Raw genomic sequence first — 18,242 nt, forward strand, 5'->3', positions numbered from 1 at the left:
AGCAATTTTACAATTTCTTTGCTAAAATAATACGAGAAGATAGGGGGAAAGATAATGGCAATCCTAGAACTAGAACACGTCACAGGTGGTTATACGCGCAGGCCTGTTTTACATGACCTTTCATTTCAGCTAGAAGAAGGGGAACTGGTCGGATTAATCGGCCTAAATGGCGCAGGAAAAAGTACGACAATCAAACATATTATCGGTGTGATGAATCCGCTTGAAGGAATAATTAAGATTGATGGGGCAACGTTTCGTGATAAAGAACATTACCGCCAATCATTCAGTTATATTCCAGAGACGCCAGTGTTATACGAAGAACTTACATTACAAGAACATTTGGAACTGACTGCGATGGCATATGGACTGGACAAGCAGCAATTTGAAATCCGTACCGAACAGTTGCTGAAAGAGTTCCGTATGGAAAAACGCTTAAAGTGGTTTCCGGCTCACTTTTCCAAAGGTATGCGACAGAAAGTGATGATCATGTGTGCTTTTCTAGTAGAACCGAAATTATATATTATCGATGAGCCATTCGTTGGATTAGATCCATTGGCGATTCGCGCGTTGCTCGATCAAATCATTGAACGAAAAAACGCGGGTGCTTCTATTTTGATGTCGACCCACGTATTGGCAACGGCTGAGAAGTATTGTGACCGCATTATCTTGTTGCACGAAGGACGAGTACGTGCGAATGGCACGATGGACGATTTGCGCAAAGCATTCGGGCGACCAAATGCCACACTAGATGACTTATATATTGCCATGACTGAGGAAACTGACTATGAACAACATGCATGAAATTTGGGGACAGCGGTTCTTCCATTACGTCAATGAACTACAGAAATATATGCGCTATGTATTCACCGGACATTTGGCTATCGTTTTCATGTTTGCCATTGGAGCGGGTGGGTATGCATATAGTGAATGGCTGAAAGAAGTGCCTGTTTCATTTCCTTCTGCCTTTACCGTATCCGTTGTCCTTGCGCTTTTGTTAATGAAAGCTGCACCAACCACATTACTCAAGCCGGCAGATATTGTGTTTTTCTTGCCATTAGAAAATCAATTGTCGAGTTATATGAGACGCTCGATCACTTGGTCGACGTTTTCACAACTTCCGCTACCATTGATTGCTATGGTAATTGCGTTGCCGTTATTAAAGGCAACAGAAGTGGGAACGGGCATTGATTATCTTCTTGTATTGTTGGTGATCATTGCCTTTAAAGGACTGTTTGTAGGAACTGAATACAGTGTTCGTATTGCGAATCATGACTTCGTCTGGCCGGATCGTGTACTTCGACTGGTTTTAACATTTTTGACGATTCAATTCGCACTGACTTGGAGTACAGTTGCTATCTTTATCGGCATTCTTATCGCCATGCTCTATGCGAAGTTTTGGGATAAACAAGCAGCGCGTTATCCGTTTCCATATGAGCAGTTTATTGAATTGGAACAAAATCGTATGATGCGTTTTTATCGATTTGCGAATTACTTCACGGAAGTACCACATCTAGTCGGATCCGTAAGTAAGCGTAGTTGGTTAACGATGGCTATGAAACGTTCCACATTCAAGCGCAAGGATGTGCAAAAGTACTTAATCGTCAGGACATTTATTCGTACAGATGATACATTTTGGTTGTGGGTTAGATTAACGGCGTTGTCTGCATTGGGTGCGTTTTTAATACCGTTCCCCGTTGTATCGTTCATCTTTGTAGGAGCGCTAGCGTTTGCGACTGCTGTGCAGTTAATATTGGCACTTGAAGGTGGAGACGAGTTTACTATGGATCAGCTGTTTCCCGAAGAACAAGAAAAATCGCAAATCAAAGCGGTTCGTTCGTTAGTGAGAAAAATGATTTGGCTACAAGCCATCATTCTATTACTTGCGGCATTACCGTTATACGGACTAAGCATTACACCTGTTTTGATTGCGGCGATCGCACTCATTGTCGGTGAGGCAACGATCCGATTGACCAAAGAGCAAATAATAGAAGTTTGATGATAGATACTAGTAAAGTGGAACTAAAGTTCATAATCTACTAAATGTCACAAAATCATCTGAATATATGTGCCTAGTAAATACTCTAATAACTGCATCTAAATAATTCAAAAGTTCGAATAGTTAGAATAGTGGTTGCAATTTATATTCTATTGCATATATAATTACTAAAAGGTATCAGGGGTGAGAGAGATGAATAATAACAACTCATATGCTGAATTTTTGAAAGCGGTAGGTAACAATAGCACTTCTCTCCAAGCGGAAAAGCTGCTGAATGAAATCTATTGGGATCTGTTTCTACAACACATTCACTGGGAACAAACACAATCGCGAATCATGTCATTGATAGACGATGCGCTGGATCAAAATGACAAAGAAGCATTCGACCTGTATACACAACAATTGCTCGACATTTCACAAGAACAAGGATATGAACTTAAAACGAAATAATTTATTTATAGGCACTGCTAGGACAAAATCCTGGCAGTGTTTTTTATTATGTAGAATGTCTTAGCTGTAAGTTTCTTTCACAAAGTACAAGGGTACAATACAGTACATAGAGAGTGAGTTTAAAACGTACGTTCGTTATTTCTTTAGAAAAAACGATAGTTGTGGTAAAATAGAAGGATAGGTGTGTTAGAAGAGGAGTGGAACCATTTGAACGAAACATTTCAATTGCAGGCACCATATACGCCGCAAGGAGATCAGCCAAAAGCGATCAATAGCCTTGTTAACGGCATAAAAGAAGGTAAGAAACATCAAACGTTACTTGGTGCAACAGGGACTGGTAAAACATTTACAGTTTCTAATGTGCTGACGGAAATCAATAAACCTACACTGGTCATTGCCCACAATAAAACGTTGGCTGGCCAATTATATAGCGAGTTCAAAGAATTTTTTCCAGATAATGCGGTAGAATATTTTGTTAGCTTCTATGACTTTTATCAACCGGAAGCGTATGTGCCACAGACGGATACGTTTATTGAAAAGGATTCATCGATCAATGATGAAATTGATAAACTTCGTCACTCCGCAACCAGTGCTTTATTCGAACGTAATGATGTATTGATTGTAGCATCCGTATCATGTATTTACGGTCTTGGTTCACCAGAAGAATATAATGAAATGGTATTTTCATTACGCAAGGGAATGGAAATACCGCGTAATCAACTATTACGCACGCTCGTGGACATTCAGTACGAACGCAATGATATTAATTTTACGCGAGGTACATTCCGTGTCAGAGGCGATGTAGTCGAAGTCTTCCCAGTGGCACGTGATGAGCGTTGTATACGTCTTGAGTTTTTCGGAGATGAAATCGAACGAATCCGTGAAGTGGATGCCTTAACAGGTGAAGTCATCGGTGATCGTGATCACGTGGCTATTTTCCCAGGTTCCCACTTCGTAACACGCGAAGGGAAATTATTAAAAGCAATTGAAAATATTGAAATTGAATTGGAAGAACAGCTTAAATATTTACGAGATAACGATAAATTATTGGAAGCGCAACGCTTAGAACAGCGGACGCGTTATGACCTCGAAATGATGCGAGAGATGGGCTTCTGTTCTGGCATTGAGAACTACTCCAGACATTTAACGTTGCGTGAAGCAGGCGCAACACCTTATACATTGCTTGATTACTTCCCTGACGACTTTTTGATTGTCGTGGATGAAAGCCACGTCTCTTTGCCACAGATTCGTGGTATGTATAATGGAGACCAAGCGCGTAAAAAGGTACTGGTAGAACATGGTTTCCGCTTGCCTTCTGCATTGGACAACCGACCACTGAAGTTTGAGGAATTTGAAGAGCATATTCACCAAGCGATGTATATTTCAGCAACGCCTGGCCCTTATGAAATTGAGCATACAGACGAAATGGTCGAACAGATTATACGTCCTACAGGATTACTGGATCCGATCATTGAAGTACGCCCTATTGAAGGACAAATTGATGATTTATTGGATGAAATACATCTTCGAATCGAGCGAGACGAACGTGTATTGATTACCACTCTGACGAAAAAAATGTCAGAAGACTTAGCGGACTATTTAAAAGATATCGGAATTAAAGTTCAGTATCTTCATTCTGATGTTAAGACACTGGAACGTACAGAAATTATTCGCGAGTTACGGGTCGGTACGTATGATGTATTGATCGGGATCAACTTACTGCGGGAAGGGATCGACATCCCGGAAGTTTCCTTGGTTACGATTTTGGATGCGGATAAAGAAGGATTCTTGCGTTCAGAACGTGCGTTGATCCAGACAATTGGTCGCGCAGCACGTAACTCGGAAGGACGCGTCATTATGTACGCAGATAAAATGACAGATTCGATGAAGAAAGCCATTGATGAAACGGAACGTCGTCGTGAAATTCAAATAGCTTATAATGAAGAACATGATATAACACCAACGACAATTGTCAAGCCGATACGTGAATTGATCCGTGCGACTCAAGTGGCTGAAGAAACGGAATCGTATTTGCAAAAGGTGACGAACGGCAAGAAGTTATCGAAAGACGAGAAAGGCTTATTGCTAATCAAATTGGAAAAAGAAATGAAAGACGCAGCAAAAGCTTTGGACTTCGAAAGAGCCGCAGAGTTACGCGATACCGTAATAGAACTGAAAGCAGAAAGGTAGAGTCCGCATGAAAAATAAAGAACTTGTAATACAGGGAGCGAGAGCGAATAACCTGAGAGATATTACGGTGAAGATTCCACGCGACAAGCTGGTTGTACTTACGGGCCTGTCGGGTTCAGGCAAGTCTTCACTAGCTTTTGATACGATCTACGCGGAAGGACAGCGTCGCTATGTGGAATCCTTATCCGCATATGCGCGTCAGTTCCTTGGACAGATGGATAAACCAGACGTGGATTCTATAGAAGGACTGTCACCCGCCATTTCTATTGACCAAAAAACAACAAGTAAAAATCCACGGTCTACTGTAGGAACGGTGACGGAAATCTATGATTACTTGCGTTTGCTATATGCGCGAGTTGGGAAACCACATTGTCCGTACCATGGTATTGAAATCTCTACACAGACAATTCAACAGATGGTGGATCGTGTAGTTCAGTTGCCTGAGCGTACGAGAATTCAAATTTTGGCTCCTATTATTTCAGAACGTAAAGGGACGCATGCTAAATTATTTGAAGATATCAAAAGACAAGGCTATGTACGCGTACGAGTCAACGGTGAAACGATTGATTTGGATGATCATATAGAGTTAGATAAAAATAAAAAACATACGATTGAAATCGTCATCGATCGAATTGTCATGAAGGAAGGCGTCGAAACACGTCTAAGTGACTCGTTGGAATCCGCCTTGCGACTAGCTGACGGAAATGTGCTGGTAGATGTAATCGGTGAAGAAGAACTATTTTTCAGTGAACACCACGCGTGTCCTATTTGTGGATTCTCTATTGGCGAACTCGAACCGCGTATGTTCTCATTCAACAGCCCATTCGGCGCTTGTCCTGAATGTGACGGACTTGGAATGAAACTCGAAGTGGATCCAGATTTAGTCATTCCAAATAGTGATTTGACGCTAAAAGAACACGCCATTGCCCCATGGGAGCCAACAAGCTCGCAGTATTACCCAGAACTCCTGAAGACGATTGCGAAGCACTATAAGATTCCAATGGATGTACCGGTTAGCGAATTGGCTGACTCGGATATTGAAAAACTGATGGTAGGATCGAGAAAAGAAAAGATTCGCTTCCGCTATACAAATGAATTTGGTAATACCCGTGATAGCGATATTTATTTCGAAGGGGTTTTGCGCAACGTTGAACGACGTTATCATGAGACATCATCAGACTACATTCGTGAGCAGATGAGTAAATATATGACAGAAAAGTCATGTCCCACTTGCACAGGCTACCGCCTAAAGCCTGAATCACTTGCGGTATTAGTGAATGGTCAGCATATCGGAAAAATCACGGAACGCTCGATTGTTGAAACGACAAAGTTCTTTGACCAACTAATTCTTTCTGAGAAAGATACGCAAATTGCCGATATGATCCTAAAAGAAATCCAAGAACGCTTGGGCTTTTTGGTAAACGTAGGTCTCGACTATCTCAATTTATCTCGTTCTGCAGGGACATTATCTGGTGGAGAAGCACAACGAATACGATTGGCTACACAAATTGGATCACGTTTGACGGGTGTTCTATATATACTGGATGAACCTTCAATCGGGCTTCACCAGCGAGATAATGACAGACTAATTGGCACGCTTCAGAGTATGCGAGATATCGGTAATACGTTGATCGTTGTAGAACATGATGAGGACACGATGATGGCTGCGGACTATTTAATTGATATCGGTCCTGGCGCTGGCGTGGCAGGAGGAGAAGTAGTAGCTGCAGGTACTCCCGCTAAAGTTATGAAAAACAAGAAATCGCTGACCGGACAATATTTAAGCGGAAAGAAATTCATTCCACTTCCGATTGAACGAAGATCACGTGATGAACGCAGCATTATTGTTAAAGGTGCTTCAGAGAACAATTTAAAGCATATCGATGCAGAATTTCCTCTCGGTCAATTTATCGCAGTCACTGGAGTTTCCGGTTCAGGTAAGAGTACATTGGTCAATGATATTTTGCATAGAACATTGGCTCAGAAATTGAATCGATCCAAACAAAGACCTGGAAAGTTCGAGAGTATTAACGGTGTGGAACATTTGGAGAAAATCATCGATATTGATCAATCACCAATCGGACGGACACCCCGCTCCAATCCAGCTACGTATACAGGCGTTTTTGACGATATACGCGATGTTTTTGCGATGACAAATGAAGCGAAAGTTCGGGGCTATAAAAAGGGTCGCTTTAGTTTCAACGTAAAAGGTGGACGATGTGAAGCATGCCGTGGAGATGGAATCATTAAAATCGAAATGCATTTCCTTCCGGACGTATATGTACCGTGCGAAGTATGTCACGGCAAACGGTATAACCGGGAAACGTTGGAAGTGAAATATAAAGGAAAAAACATTGCGGACGTACTGGAGATGACCGTGGAATATGCAGTGGTGTTTTTCGAAAATATCCCGAAAATTCACCGTAAATTACAGACGATAGTTGATGTAGGCTTAGGCTATGTACAATTAGGTCAACCCGCAACGACACTTTCAGGTGGGGAAGCCCAACGTGTGAAATTGGCTTCGGAATTGCATAAACGTTCCACGGGTAAATCGTTTTATATTTTAGACGAGCCGACAACAGGTTTGCACGTACATGACATAGCCAAGTTACTTGAAGTTCTTCAACGTCTAGTTGATGGGGGTAACACGGTTCTCGTCATTGAGCATAATTTGGATGTCATTAAGACGGTCGATTATATTATCGATATCGGTCCGGAAGGCGGAGACAAAGGCGGAGAAATCGTTGCAACGGGGACACCGGAAGCGATAGCAGAAGTTAAAGAGTCCTACACGGGGAAATATTTGAAAACCATCCTAGAAAGAGATCGAAATCGGATGAAGGAACAAATTCAAAGTGTAGTAACGAAATAGAAATGAAACTTTTGTTCCGCAGAACCGTATAAATAGATAGCTGCTAAAAAGATTAGCCAAAACGAGGAGGAATCTGGTTATGCAAAATGAACGCATACGAATACTAACGATGCTTGAAGAAGGTAAAATCACAGCTGATGAAGCATTGAAATTACTAGAAGCCATGGGTAAAGAACCTGAAAAAGAAACAGCAGAAGAGAACTCTTCAGCCGATGCTTTCTTCGAAGATATCCGTAAAGAATTCGTCACAGCAGGTGACCGCTTCATGCGATTTATGGATACGGCCGTACACCGTGTGAAAGAATTCGATTTCGAAGCACCATTCAGCAAATCTGTCTCCTTTACACATACGGAAAGTAAATCGGTAGAAGATATCGAAGAAATTATCATCCATATTGACCATGGTACTGTGGAAGTTCATCCTTCAGACAATGACGAGATCATGGCGAAGTTCTCTGTAAAGCATTTTAATAATGATTCCGAAGCAGATGCGCTAAGTCAGTTCCTTGAGAAGTTATTGTTCGTAAAAGACGGCAATAAGTTGCGTATCGGAAGCGACTTGAAGATGTTACAAGTAAATGTCGATCTGTATGTACCGACAGCCACACCATATAGTAAACTTTCTATACGTTTATTGAACGGCGGCTGTTCATTGGAAGGTGTAGATTTTAAAGATCTACGTATTAGAACAGCGAATGGTAAAATCGAATGTGCAGATAGTACATTCGATGAAGCGAAGCTGGAAACTGCAAATGGTATGGTACGTTTATTAAAAGTTACCGGTGAAAAGTTAGAAGCCGAAACATTAAATGGTCGAGTTTATGTAGATGGCGCGGTAAATGATGTAGACGCAAAATCCCTAAACGGAAACGTGACGTTGACGACTTCATCTGCTGATGCAAGAAGTATAGAAGCGAAGTCCATCAGCGGGACGGTTGAAATTTACTTCCCGTCATCTTTAGGAGTAAAGGGAGAAATTTCATCCAACATGGGTAAGCTTGACTTGCGGTTGAAGGACGTATCACGTGTGGAAGAGCAAGAGCAGTTTTTGCATCGTACAATCCGTTTCAGCAAAAATGTGGAGGACGCAACGAAAGAACCGCTGCATGTTACGGGTGAATCCAAGACAGGTACTGTTTTGGTTCGTTATAACTCTGTTGATATGGATTGATAGCTTAATGAAACACCTGCATTTGCCGTTTGTGGCGGTGCAGGTGTTTTTTGTGTTTGTATATTTGATGTGGGCAATCGCTTGGGCCGCTCGGGGCGCTCGGGGCGCTCATAAAACTCGTGTAAGCGCTCATAGTTCTTGTGTAGCGGCTCTATGACACGGATTAGCCGCTCTATCACAGTCCGTAACCGCTCATACCCACGGTTTATGCGATCAATCATGATGTTTAGCCGCTCATAGTCCCTGCGGCGAGAAGGCGGCCGCTTAGGGCGCTTGGGGCGCTCATAAAATTCGTGTACGCGCTCATAGATCTTGTGTAGCGGCTCTATGACACGGGTTCACCGCTCTATCACAGTCCGTAACCGCTCATACCCACGGGATATGCGCTCAATCACGACGTTTAGCCGCTCATAGTCCCTGCGGCGAGAGGGCAGCCGCTTTGGGCGAGCAGGCAGGCGCTCGGGCCGCTCATAAAATTCGTATAAGCGCTCATAGATCTTGCGTAGCGGCTCTATGACACGGGTTAGCCGCTCTATCACAGTCCGTAACCGCTCATACCCACGGGATACCCGCTCAATCATGACTCATAACCGCTCATAACCCCACGCATCTTCCTCCCACATCTTCACAATTCATCTACCATACTCCCAACACAAAATACCAAAAGCTATAGCTCGTGCACATTGAAGTTGATACGTTTTGCTTTGCAATAGAGTAGCCTCTGTCTGATTCGACATGAAGCCACACTCAACTAAAATCGCGGGCATGTTGGTGTCGCGCAGGACCGCAAAATCGGCCTTCTTCACGCCGCGGTCGGGACGTTGGCAAGCAGAAATTAAAGATTTATGCACTGCCGAGGCGAGGACTGCGGAACTTTTGCTTGCTTGTGGATACATATACGTTTCAATCCCTTGTGCAGTGTTCCAGCCATTGCCGAATGCATTGGCATGGATGGAAACAAAAGCATCCGCTCTCATACGGTTAGCCGAAGCTGTTCGTTCACCTAAAGCTACGTCGTGTGTAGACGCATGCGTATACTTTATTGTCATGCCTTCCTTCGTTAAAAACTCTCCGACCAGTACAGCTACTGCCGCATTAAAATCGTACTCGCGAAGTTTTCCATCAGGTGTTCTTTTGCCGGGTGTATCTGGCCCGTGACCTGCATCAAGAATAATTAGTGTCAATTCTCTCCACTCTCCTTTATCCTCTATATAGAGAAGACTTTTGAAAAGGATACAAAAAGGGAATATAGATCAAGAAGTAATCCATTTCTTTTCATTTCCTTCATGGTAAAATAGGGTTGAATGATTTGTACATAAGCACAGGAAACGATGATTCGGCAAATGATTTCCGGAATACGTACATCGTAGCAGAAAGTGGGGAACTTCATGGGTGAATTAACAGTAGAAGATATTATGAATCGATTTGGATTGGAATTGATTGCTGGGCACGCGGGCATTCATAAGCAGATCCTAATGAGTGATATTTCACGGCCGGGGCTTGAGATGGCGGGCTATTTTGATTATTATCCTGCCGAACGTGTGCAGTTGATCGGGCGCAAGGAGATGTCTTTCCTTGAAACATTGTCTTCCATTACGCGAAGAAAGCGTTTGGAAAGACTTTGTTCGGACGATACGCCGGCTTTCATTATTGCTCATGGCGAGGAAGGTCCAAAAGAATTGAGCCAATTAGCTGAAGAGAAAAACATTCCTGTTCTTCGGACGGATTTTAAGACTACACAGTTTTCTGGAATGTTGACGAATTACTTGGTCGGACAACTCGCTCCGATGACCACAGTTCATGGTGTGCTAGTCGACGTATATGGCGTAGGGGTTTTAATAACGGGTGGCAGCGGAGTAGGTAAAAGTGAGACTGCGTTAGAACTCATTAAAAAAGGGCATAGACTAGTTGCAGATGATTCTGTTGAGATTCGTCAAGTATCCGATAACATCTTAATCGGAACGTCACCAAAACTGTTGAAGCATATGCTAGAGATTCGTGGTGTCGGTATTATTGATTTGATGACGTTATTTGGTGCAAGTTCCGTGAAAGATGATAAGCGTGTATTGTTAGCGGTCGATTTGGAGATTTGGGATGATAAGAAGCATTATGACCGTCTTGGTATCGACGAAGAGAAGGTAGAAATACTCGATTCGCAAATTACGAAATTATCCGTTCCCGTAAGACCAGGGCGGAATATCGCGGTGATCATTGAAGTGGCGGCAATGGATTATCGCATGAAACGTCTTGGCATTAATGCTGCAGAGGAATTTGCCAATCGTTTGGATCAAGCAATCGCAGACAATGCGGAACTATTAGAAGAAGAGGAGCGCGACTAAGTGAATGTATCCATGCTAGCGATTAATCCAGTCGCGATCAGTATTGGCAGCCTAGAAGTTCGCTGGTACGGTATTTTGATCGCGCTCGGAATTATTTTAGGATTTATGGTAGTTCAACGAGAAATGCTAAAGCGAGGAATGCACCCCGACTTACTAACGGACATGCTCATTTGGGCGATTCCTATTTCAATTGTCAGTGCACGAATTTACTATGTTATTTTCACATGGGATTATTATCGTGATCATCCGGACCAAATCATTCAAATTTGGAATGGCGGGATTGCGATCCACGGTGCGTTGATCGGTGCGGTCATTACAGCGGTGATTTTCTGTAGGAAGCGTGGGGTATCCTTCTGGAAAGTTGCAGATATTACGGCACCTGGTTTATTAATCGGACAAATTATCGGGCGCTGGGGAAATTTCATGAATCAGGAAGCCCATGGTGGACCGGTTTCAGATACGTTTAAAGAAAACACCATAATTCCAGACTGGATTATGAATCAAATGACGATTGAGGGGATAACGTATCATCCGACATTCTTGTATGAGTCGTTATGGAACGTGGTCGGACTCATTCTCATTTTAGTTATCCGAAGAATGCTGAAGATGAAACGAGGCGAAGTGTTCTTGTTCTACGTCATTTGGTATTCAATCGGTAGATTCTTTATTGAAGGAATGCGGACGGATAGTTTATATGTCATCGGTAGTTTGCGGGCAGCACAGTTAGTATCTGTAACAGGAATTGTCGTAGGTCTTGCCATCTTGTTGTACCGTAGATATGTAATGAAAGTGAAAGAGAACTATGATGACAACTAAACATACTATCGCATTATCCAATACGTTGAAAAATGGATTACAAGTGGGATTGAAAACGACATGGTCACTCGGCAAGATCATTTTCCCAATTACATTACTTGTAACCATTTTGCAGTTTACACCTATCTTGCCTTGGCTGGTGCAATTGGTTGAACCGATTATGCATCTATTTGGCTTGCGCGGTGAAGCTGCTGTGCCCCTCGTGCTTGGTAATGCATTAAACTTATATGCTGGAATTGCGGGCATCATTTCATTAGAATTAACGGTTAAAGAAGTATTCATTATTGCTGTGATGATCAGCTTTGCGCATAATCTGTTCATTGAGACAGCTGTCGCCATAAAAGTAGGCGTTAAACTATGGACAGTGCTTGTCGTTCGACTTGGATTGGCTGTGCTAGCTGGAGTGCTGATCAATGTATTCTGGACAGGCGGCAACGAAATCGCGCAATACGGTCTAACGCCGCAAGCGGAAGTTGTGCCAGAAGGCTTTTTGCAGATTTTCATACTTGGACTTGAAAAGGCAATATTTGGTGTCTTGCAGTTGGCATTGATCGTCATTCCATTAATGGTAGTTGTGCAGTATGTGAAAGATCGCAATTACTTGGAGCGTTTTTCTACTGGATTGGCACCGTTTACAAAAATGATTGGTGTAAAACCCAATGCGTCGATGACACTCGTTGCCGGATTATTGATCGGTTTGGCATATGGTGCAGGTGTCATGATTCAAGCGGTGCAGGAAGATGGCGTATCGAAACGCGATATTACACTGGCCTTTATTTTCTTGATGGCATGTCATGCGGTGATTGAGGATACACTGTTATTCCTGCCACTCGGTATACCGATATGGCCATTATTGATAATTCGGCTTGTGACCGCCATTGTACTGACGATCACAGTGAGTATTTTATGGAAGCAGCCGAGAGAGAAGGGGGAAGCTGTTATTGACTAATCAACCAATTACTACATTACTATTTGATTTTGACGGAACGCTTGCCGATACAAATGAGTTAATACTCTCAACTTTCCAGTATGTATTGGAAAAATATTTCCCTGGACGTTTCCAGCGAGAAGAGATGTTACCGTTTATCGGACCTACATTACATGATACTTTTTCTTCGATTGCACCGGATATGACAGAAGAACTGGTAGCAGATTACCGTGAATGGAATCTAGCGCATCACGATGACTATGTAACTGAATTCGAAGGTGTGACTGATACGCTTCGTAAATTATATGATCTAGGCTTGAAGATGGCAGTCGTTTCCACAAAGAAGCGCGATATGGTGGAAAGAGGGATCGATCTTCTAGGTATTGCACCTTATTTTGAGACTGTGATTGGACTGGATGATGTAACGAATCCTAAACCGGATCCAGAGCCGATTTTATTGGCATTGCAACGTCTTGATCGAACAGCAGAAGAGTCACTCATGATCGGGGATAACTTCCACGACATACTCGGAGGACAAAATGCAGGAACGCGAACTGCGGCAGTTGCATGGGCACTAAAAGGGGAAAAATATTTGCAGACATTTAAACCCGACTTTATGTTGCAACATATGTCCGACTTACTTAAAATCACCGCGGGAATCAAATTATGAGACGCACGGAACGGCATCCTTCCAAAGGAGATGCTAATTCACTTTGGCATATTTACCGTACCATCTCGATCTTTAAGGTCGCAAAGAATTTCATCGTCATTCAGATTGCGCGGTACACGCCATTTGTTTCATGGAAAAACGTTCTCTATCGATGGTTCTTGCGAATGAAAGTTGGAAAACATACGGCTTTTGCGCTAATGGTTGTACCGGATGTCATGTTTCCGGAACGCATCTCTGTCGGCGAAAACTCCATAATTGGGTTTAATACGACGATTTTGGCGCATGAATACTTGATAGACGAATATCGTATTGGAGATGTGGAAATAGGCAATAATGTACTGATTGGAGCCAATACGACGATTTTGCCGGGTGTGAAAATTGGTGACGGTGCCATTGTTTCCGCTGCATCACTTGTCAATAAAGACATTCCGGCCGGTACATTTGCTGGCGGTAATCCGGTGCGTATTATATATACAGCCGAACAAATGGTAGAACGTGCAGCACGTGAAAGCAAATGAATGACGGGCCATGTAGTTGTGCTATACTAGAGGATACATTGCAGGGGGACGTCACGTGCGTTCCTCTTACTTTTTCGGAGGAGTTCGATTGAAAAACAACCAACGTTTTAAAAAAGATAAAATTATATCATTCCTGCCTGACGGTGATTTTTATCGTAAACGCGCGATGCAAGCTATGCAACGCGAACAATTTTCTGACGCGGAAAAATATTATAAACGTGCACTGGATTTGAATCCAGAAGATGCACTGACACATATGGAATACGGTGTGTTTATAATGGAAGTTGGTCGCTTTGAAGATGCGTATGAACTGCTGCAAACGGCTGATGACCTGGATCCAAACAATGAAGAGACGACATTTTATTTAGCAGAAGTTCACGCACATCTAGGCTTGCTGCGTGAAGCGAAGCAGTACGCATTGAAATATGTTGCTATAGCACCGGATGGCGTATTTGTGGAAGAAGCCCATGAAATCTCTGAATTCGCTGATCAAGAAGAAATGTTTGTTGAAGAAGGCGAACAGCTGGATGGGGAAGTCATATTTAGGCAAGAAAAAGCGCGCCGTATGATGGAACAAGGGGACTTTGAAGCTGCCATTGACGTGCTTGAGGATTTATTAGTGGATTATCCAAAGACATGGGCTGTCCATAATAATTTGGCGCTTGCGTATTTTTATATAGGTAAGGAAAAACATGCGGAAGATATTCTATACAATGTCTTACGTGAGGAAAAAGGCAATATCCATGCGCTGTGTAACTTAGCAGTGTTCTTTTATTACAATCGGGATGAAGAGCGCCTGAACAGCATGATGGAGCTGTTGTCGAAGATTAAACCGTACCAATTCGAACAGCGCTATAAATTAGGAGCGACATTTGCGCTGACAGGTCGTTATGAAGAAGCGTACCACTGGCTTCGCAGTCTGCAAAAACGCGGATTTGAAGGAGATGTCGGATACTACTTCTGGCTGGCGAATGCTGCATACTTTACAGGTCACCGAAAAGTAGCGGAGCAGGCAAATGAAGCCTTGCTGAAATTGGACCCGACTAAAGAAGGATTTGAACCATGGAAATCATTGGACGAAGAGGTGGACGTAGATTCTTACGAAGAGGATGTTCCGTTCCTGATTGAAAAGATTTCGAGCCCTTATCGCAGTGAGCGAATGTTCGGCTTGTATGTAGTAGGAAAGTCGTCACATTTACAGGAAATTCTTTCGCATCCAGGATATATTGACGTTGAAAAATTGACTGCTGTGGAACAGTTGTTTTTAGCGCATAGCCTGAGCTATTCATTCCAAGTGACGAATCCATTCGAAAAGGCTTTGAAAAAAGCGTTAGCTATTTGTGATCTATTGTATGAAGAGTATAAACCGCTTGATGAGCGAAGTGTACAACTCTTTCAAATGTGGTTCACGCTATGTGAACATGCACTTGAGCAGAAATATATGTTCAGTAACGTGCATGCACTAGCTGCTGCGGCAGATTATATGTTCCAATCATCGCATGACGAGAAAGTGACAAAGAAATCTGTAGCAGAAAACTATAACGTTTCCGTTTCGACGCTATCCAAGTATATTCAGGAATTGCTTCAATTTCTGCCTTATACAAATGAATAACTATCTGCAGAAGTTGCATTTAAGTTGAAATTTGGGTGTGTTTCTCGTACGATTTTATATAGCGATAGTTTTATCTGCTAGTCAGATGAAATTTTTGACGAAGTGAATAACACCAAATAAGGTGCATATTTTTAAGGAGGAAAACGACCATGACGACGGAAGAAAAGATTTATGACGTAATCATCGTTGGTGCAGGACCAGCAGGTATGACAGCGGCTGTCTATACATCACGAGGAAATATGTCTACATTGATGTTAGAAAGAGGCGTGCCAGGCGGTCAAATGGCCAACACAGAAGAAATAGAGAACTATCCTGGATTTGAAAGTATTTTAGGTCCAGATCTCTCCACAAAAATGTTCGATCATGCGAAACGTTTCGGAGCAGAATATGCTTACGGTGACGTAACGAAAATCGAAGACGGTCGCGAATACAAAACAATTTATGTGGGCGAGAAACAATATAAAGCACGTGCAATCATCTTGGCAACTGGCGCAGAATACCGCAAGATAGGTGTTCCGGGCGAAGAGGAATTGACTGGTCGCGGTGTGAGTTATTGTGCGGTATGTGACGGAGCATTCTTCCGTAATAAAGATATCGTCGTAATTGGCGGCGGTGACTCCGCGGTAGAAGAAGGTTCATACTTAACACGTTTTGCTAACAAGGTAACAATCATCCACCGTCGTGATACATTGCGTGCACAAAAAATCGTACAAGAGCGTGCATTCGCAAATGAGAAGATTGATTTCATTTGGAATTCAACGGTTAAGCAAGTGAATGAAAAAGATGGTAAGATTGGTTCCTTGACGCTCGTCTCAACTGAAGATGGTTCTGAACGCGAAATGGAAACGGAAGGTATGTTCGTTTATATAGGATTAGATCCCATAACAGGGCCTTTCAAAGATCTCGGCATTTTGGATGAAAACGGCTATATCGAAACGAATGATATTATGGAAACAAAAATTCCTGGTATTTTTGCTGCTGGCGATGTGCGGGAGAAATTATTACGCCAAGTCGTGACGGCTACAGGAGACGGCAGTATTGCAGCTCAAGCAGCTCAGAAGTATATCGAAGAGTTGGCGGAAGAAGTAGAAGCAAAGGCATAAACGATTGTTGAAATTGTAACGTGTGTGTAATCGTCTTGCAATATAAGAGAGGGATAATAGAAGAAGAAAGACACCCCCTTTCACAATATAGCAACTTTGTGGCTATTTACGGTATAATCTTCCGTGAATAGCCGTCTTTTTTTTTCGTTTTCAATGAAAGCGTTGTATACTATACATACATACTTGAAAAGTGGGGAACTACATATGCAAAAAATTGCTAACTTGCTCGTGGTGAAAGACGGTCAAGTCCTATTACTAAAGAAGCCAAGGCGTGGATGGTATGTGGCACCGGGTGGGAAAATAGACGAAGGTGAGTCGGTTTATGAAGCAGCTCATCGTGAATTTCTCGAAGAAACCGGTGCGCAGGCAATCTCGCCACATGTAAAAGGCATATATACGATGATGATTATGGACGATGAGGGAAAAGAATTATTGAACGAATGGTTACTCTTCACATTTGTCGCACATGATTATTCCGGAGAATTGATGAAGACAACTATCGAAGGTGAATTAGAATGGCATCCGATAGAAAGTTTGCATACACTGCCAATGGCGGAAGGTGATCGCAAGAATTTGCTCTTTGCAGTGAATCAGCAAGGCATGCAGTATGGAACATTCTATTATACAGAGCAATTCCGCCTCTTGCGGGAATCACTTCAACAATCAATGGAAGGTGAATAATATTTATGGATCAACCACAAGTGGTAAATGAATATGAAGTGGTAATTATTACGGGTATGTCAGGTGCAGGCAAGACAGTCGCTATGCAATGCTTTGAAGACATGGGATTCTATTGTATCGACAATTTGCCACCCGAACTATTTGTAACATTCCTCGATTTGATGATGAAGTCGAATAATCAGATGAGACGTATTGCCGCAGTGATGGATACGCGCGGCGGAAGTTTATTTGATTCCATGATTACAGCAATCGAAGGATTATTCAAGATGGAAGATGTCAAAACCAGTTTGTTATTCTTGGATTCAGATGATGAAGCTCTTGTAAAACGTTATAAAGAAACACGCAGATCACACCCATTATCTGAAGGTGGCGTGTTACTTGAAGGGATTCGGAAAGAGCGTCATTTGCTGACTGAAATAAAAGGACTTTCACGTTCTATTATTGATACATCGAAATTAAAGCCCAAAGACTTACGGGAAAAAATTACACGTGAGTTTTCTGAAGCAGGCGAGCCGAACTTTACCTTGAATTTTGTATCATTTGGTTTCAAGCATGGGATGCCGATTGATGCAGATGTAGTATTTGACGTACGATTTTTACCGAACCCGTTTTACTTGGAAGAATTACGTCCGTTGACAGGTTTGAATCATGAAGTATCTGATTATGTATTGAAATGGGCGGACACGAAAGAATTAATTGAGAAACTAACGGATTTATTCAAGTTCATAATTCCACAGTATAAACAAGAAGGAAAAGGTCAGGCAGTTATCGCATTCGGTTGTACAGGTGGTCAACACCGTTCTGTTACACTCGCTGAATACTTTACAGGCGTTTTTAAAAGTGAATACCCAACACATGTATCGCATCGGGATGTTGAAAAAAGAAAGGGTTGA

General features: G+C 42.4%; 17 protein-coding genes. 15 read left to right on the forward strand and 2 right to left on the reverse strand.

Annotated elements, in window-relative coordinates; translation table 11 throughout:
- The first annotated feature begins 54 nt into the window (after positions 1-54).
- From CSV63_RS14450 to CSV63_RS14475, 6 genes are all read left to right on the forward strand, one after another.
- Positions 55-801 (forward strand): ABC transporter ATP-binding protein, encoded by a 747-nt coding sequence (locus tag CSV63_RS14450; RefSeq protein WP_099696449.1) that lies wholly within the window; start codon positions 55-57, stop codon positions 799-801.
- Positions 785-1,996 (forward strand): ABC transporter permease, encoded by a 1,212-nt coding sequence (locus tag CSV63_RS14455; protein WP_099696450.1) that lies wholly within the window; start codon positions 785-787, stop codon positions 1,994-1,996. The genes CSV63_RS14450 and CSV63_RS14455 overlap by 17 nt, the downstream gene beginning before the upstream one ends.
- Before the next feature lie 192 nt (positions 1,997-2,188).
- A complete protein-coding gene (locus CSV63_RS14460; RefSeq protein WP_099696451.1) occupies positions 2,189-2,446 on the forward strand; it encodes an IDEAL domain-containing protein in 258 nt (85 codons plus the stop codon).
- A gap of 207 nt (positions 2,447-2,653) precedes the next feature.
- Entirely contained in the window at positions 2,654-4,636 is a 1,983-nt protein-coding gene (uvrB, locus tag CSV63_RS14465) for an excinuclease ABC subunit UvrB (RefSeq protein WP_099696484.1), read from the forward strand.
- 7 nt (positions 4,637-4,643) lie between these two features.
- The gene (gene uvrA, locus CSV63_RS14470; protein ID WP_099696452.1) at positions 4,644-7,511 is read left to right on the forward strand and encodes an excinuclease ABC subunit UvrA; all 2,868 of its coding nucleotides are present in this window, start codon (positions 4,644-4,646) and stop codon (positions 7,509-7,511) included.
- Positions 7,512-7,590: 79 nt separating this feature from the next.
- Entirely contained in the window at positions 7,591-8,682 is a 1,092-nt protein-coding gene (locus tag CSV63_RS14475) for a DUF4097 family beta strand repeat-containing protein (protein WP_099696453.1), read from the forward strand.
- Here the strand turns inward: CSV63_RS14475 and CSV63_RS16380 are convergent.
- The gene (locus CSV63_RS16380) at positions 8,658-8,903 is read right to left on the reverse strand and encodes a hypothetical protein (RefSeq protein ID WP_143565412.1); all 246 of its coding nucleotides are present in this window, start codon (positions 8,901-8,903) and stop codon (positions 8,658-8,660) included. The genes CSV63_RS14475 and CSV63_RS16380 overlap by 25 nt on opposite strands.
- 411 nt (positions 8,904-9,314) lie before the next feature.
- Complete coding sequence (locus CSV63_RS14480) at positions 9,315-9,866, reverse strand: N-acetylmuramoyl-L-alanine amidase (RefSeq protein WP_099696454.1); 552 nt, start codon at positions 9,864-9,866, stop codon at positions 9,315-9,317.
- A 204-nt stretch (positions 9,867-10,070) separates the two neighbouring features.
- On the opposite strand from CSV63_RS14480, the gene hprK reads away from it, so the two are divergent.
- From hprK to rapZ, 9 genes are all read left to right on the forward strand, one after another.
- Complete coding sequence (hprK, locus tag CSV63_RS14485) at positions 10,071-11,021, forward strand: HPr(Ser) kinase/phosphatase (RefSeq protein ID WP_099696455.1); 951 nt, start codon at positions 10,071-10,073, stop codon at positions 11,019-11,021.
- Positions 11,022-11,837 (forward strand): prolipoprotein diacylglyceryl transferase, encoded by an 816-nt coding sequence (gene lgt, locus CSV63_RS14490; RefSeq protein WP_233192133.1) that lies wholly within the window; start codon positions 11,022-11,024, stop codon positions 11,835-11,837. It abuts the gene before it with no gap.
- The gene (locus CSV63_RS14495) at positions 11,827-12,786 is read left to right on the forward strand and encodes a nucleoside recognition domain-containing protein (RefSeq protein WP_099696456.1); all 960 of its coding nucleotides are present in this window, start codon (positions 11,827-11,829) and stop codon (positions 12,784-12,786) included. Before lgt ends, CSV63_RS14495 begins: the two co-directional genes overlap by 11 nt.
- Positions 12,779-13,435, forward strand: a complete 657-nt coding sequence (ppaX, locus tag CSV63_RS14500; protein WP_099696457.1) for a pyrophosphatase PpaX — start codon at positions 12,779-12,781, stop codon at positions 13,433-13,435. Before CSV63_RS14495 ends, ppaX begins: the two co-directional genes overlap by 8 nt.
- Positions 13,432-13,953 (forward strand): acyltransferase, encoded by a 522-nt coding sequence (locus CSV63_RS14505; protein ID WP_099630639.1) that lies wholly within the window; start codon positions 13,432-13,434, stop codon positions 13,951-13,953. The genes ppaX and CSV63_RS14505 overlap by 4 nt, the downstream gene beginning before the upstream one ends.
- Before the next feature lie 88 nt (positions 13,954-14,041).
- The gene (locus CSV63_RS14510; protein ID WP_099696486.1) at positions 14,042-15,565 is read left to right on the forward strand and encodes a tetratricopeptide repeat protein; all 1,524 of its coding nucleotides are present in this window, start codon (positions 14,042-14,044) and stop codon (positions 15,563-15,565) included.
- 149 nt (positions 15,566-15,714) lie between these two features.
- Positions 15,715-16,668, forward strand: coding sequence for a thioredoxin-disulfide reductase (trxB, locus tag CSV63_RS14515; RefSeq protein WP_099696458.1), 954 nt, complete (start codon positions 15,715-15,717; stop codon positions 16,666-16,668).
- Positions 16,669-16,872: 204 nt separating this feature from the next.
- Complete coding sequence (locus CSV63_RS14520; protein ID WP_099637088.1) at positions 16,873-17,349, forward strand: 8-oxo-dGTP diphosphatase; 477 nt, start codon at positions 16,873-16,875, stop codon at positions 17,347-17,349.
- A gap of 5 nt (positions 17,350-17,354) precedes the next feature.
- Positions 17,355-18,242, forward strand: coding sequence for an RNase adapter RapZ (rapZ, locus tag CSV63_RS14525; RefSeq protein WP_099696459.1), 888 nt, complete (start codon positions 17,355-17,357; stop codon positions 18,240-18,242).

The organism is Sporosarcina sp. P34 (assembly GCF_002743375.1).
Taxonomy (GTDB): Bacteria; Bacillota; Bacilli; order Bacillales_A; family Planococcaceae; genus Sporosarcina.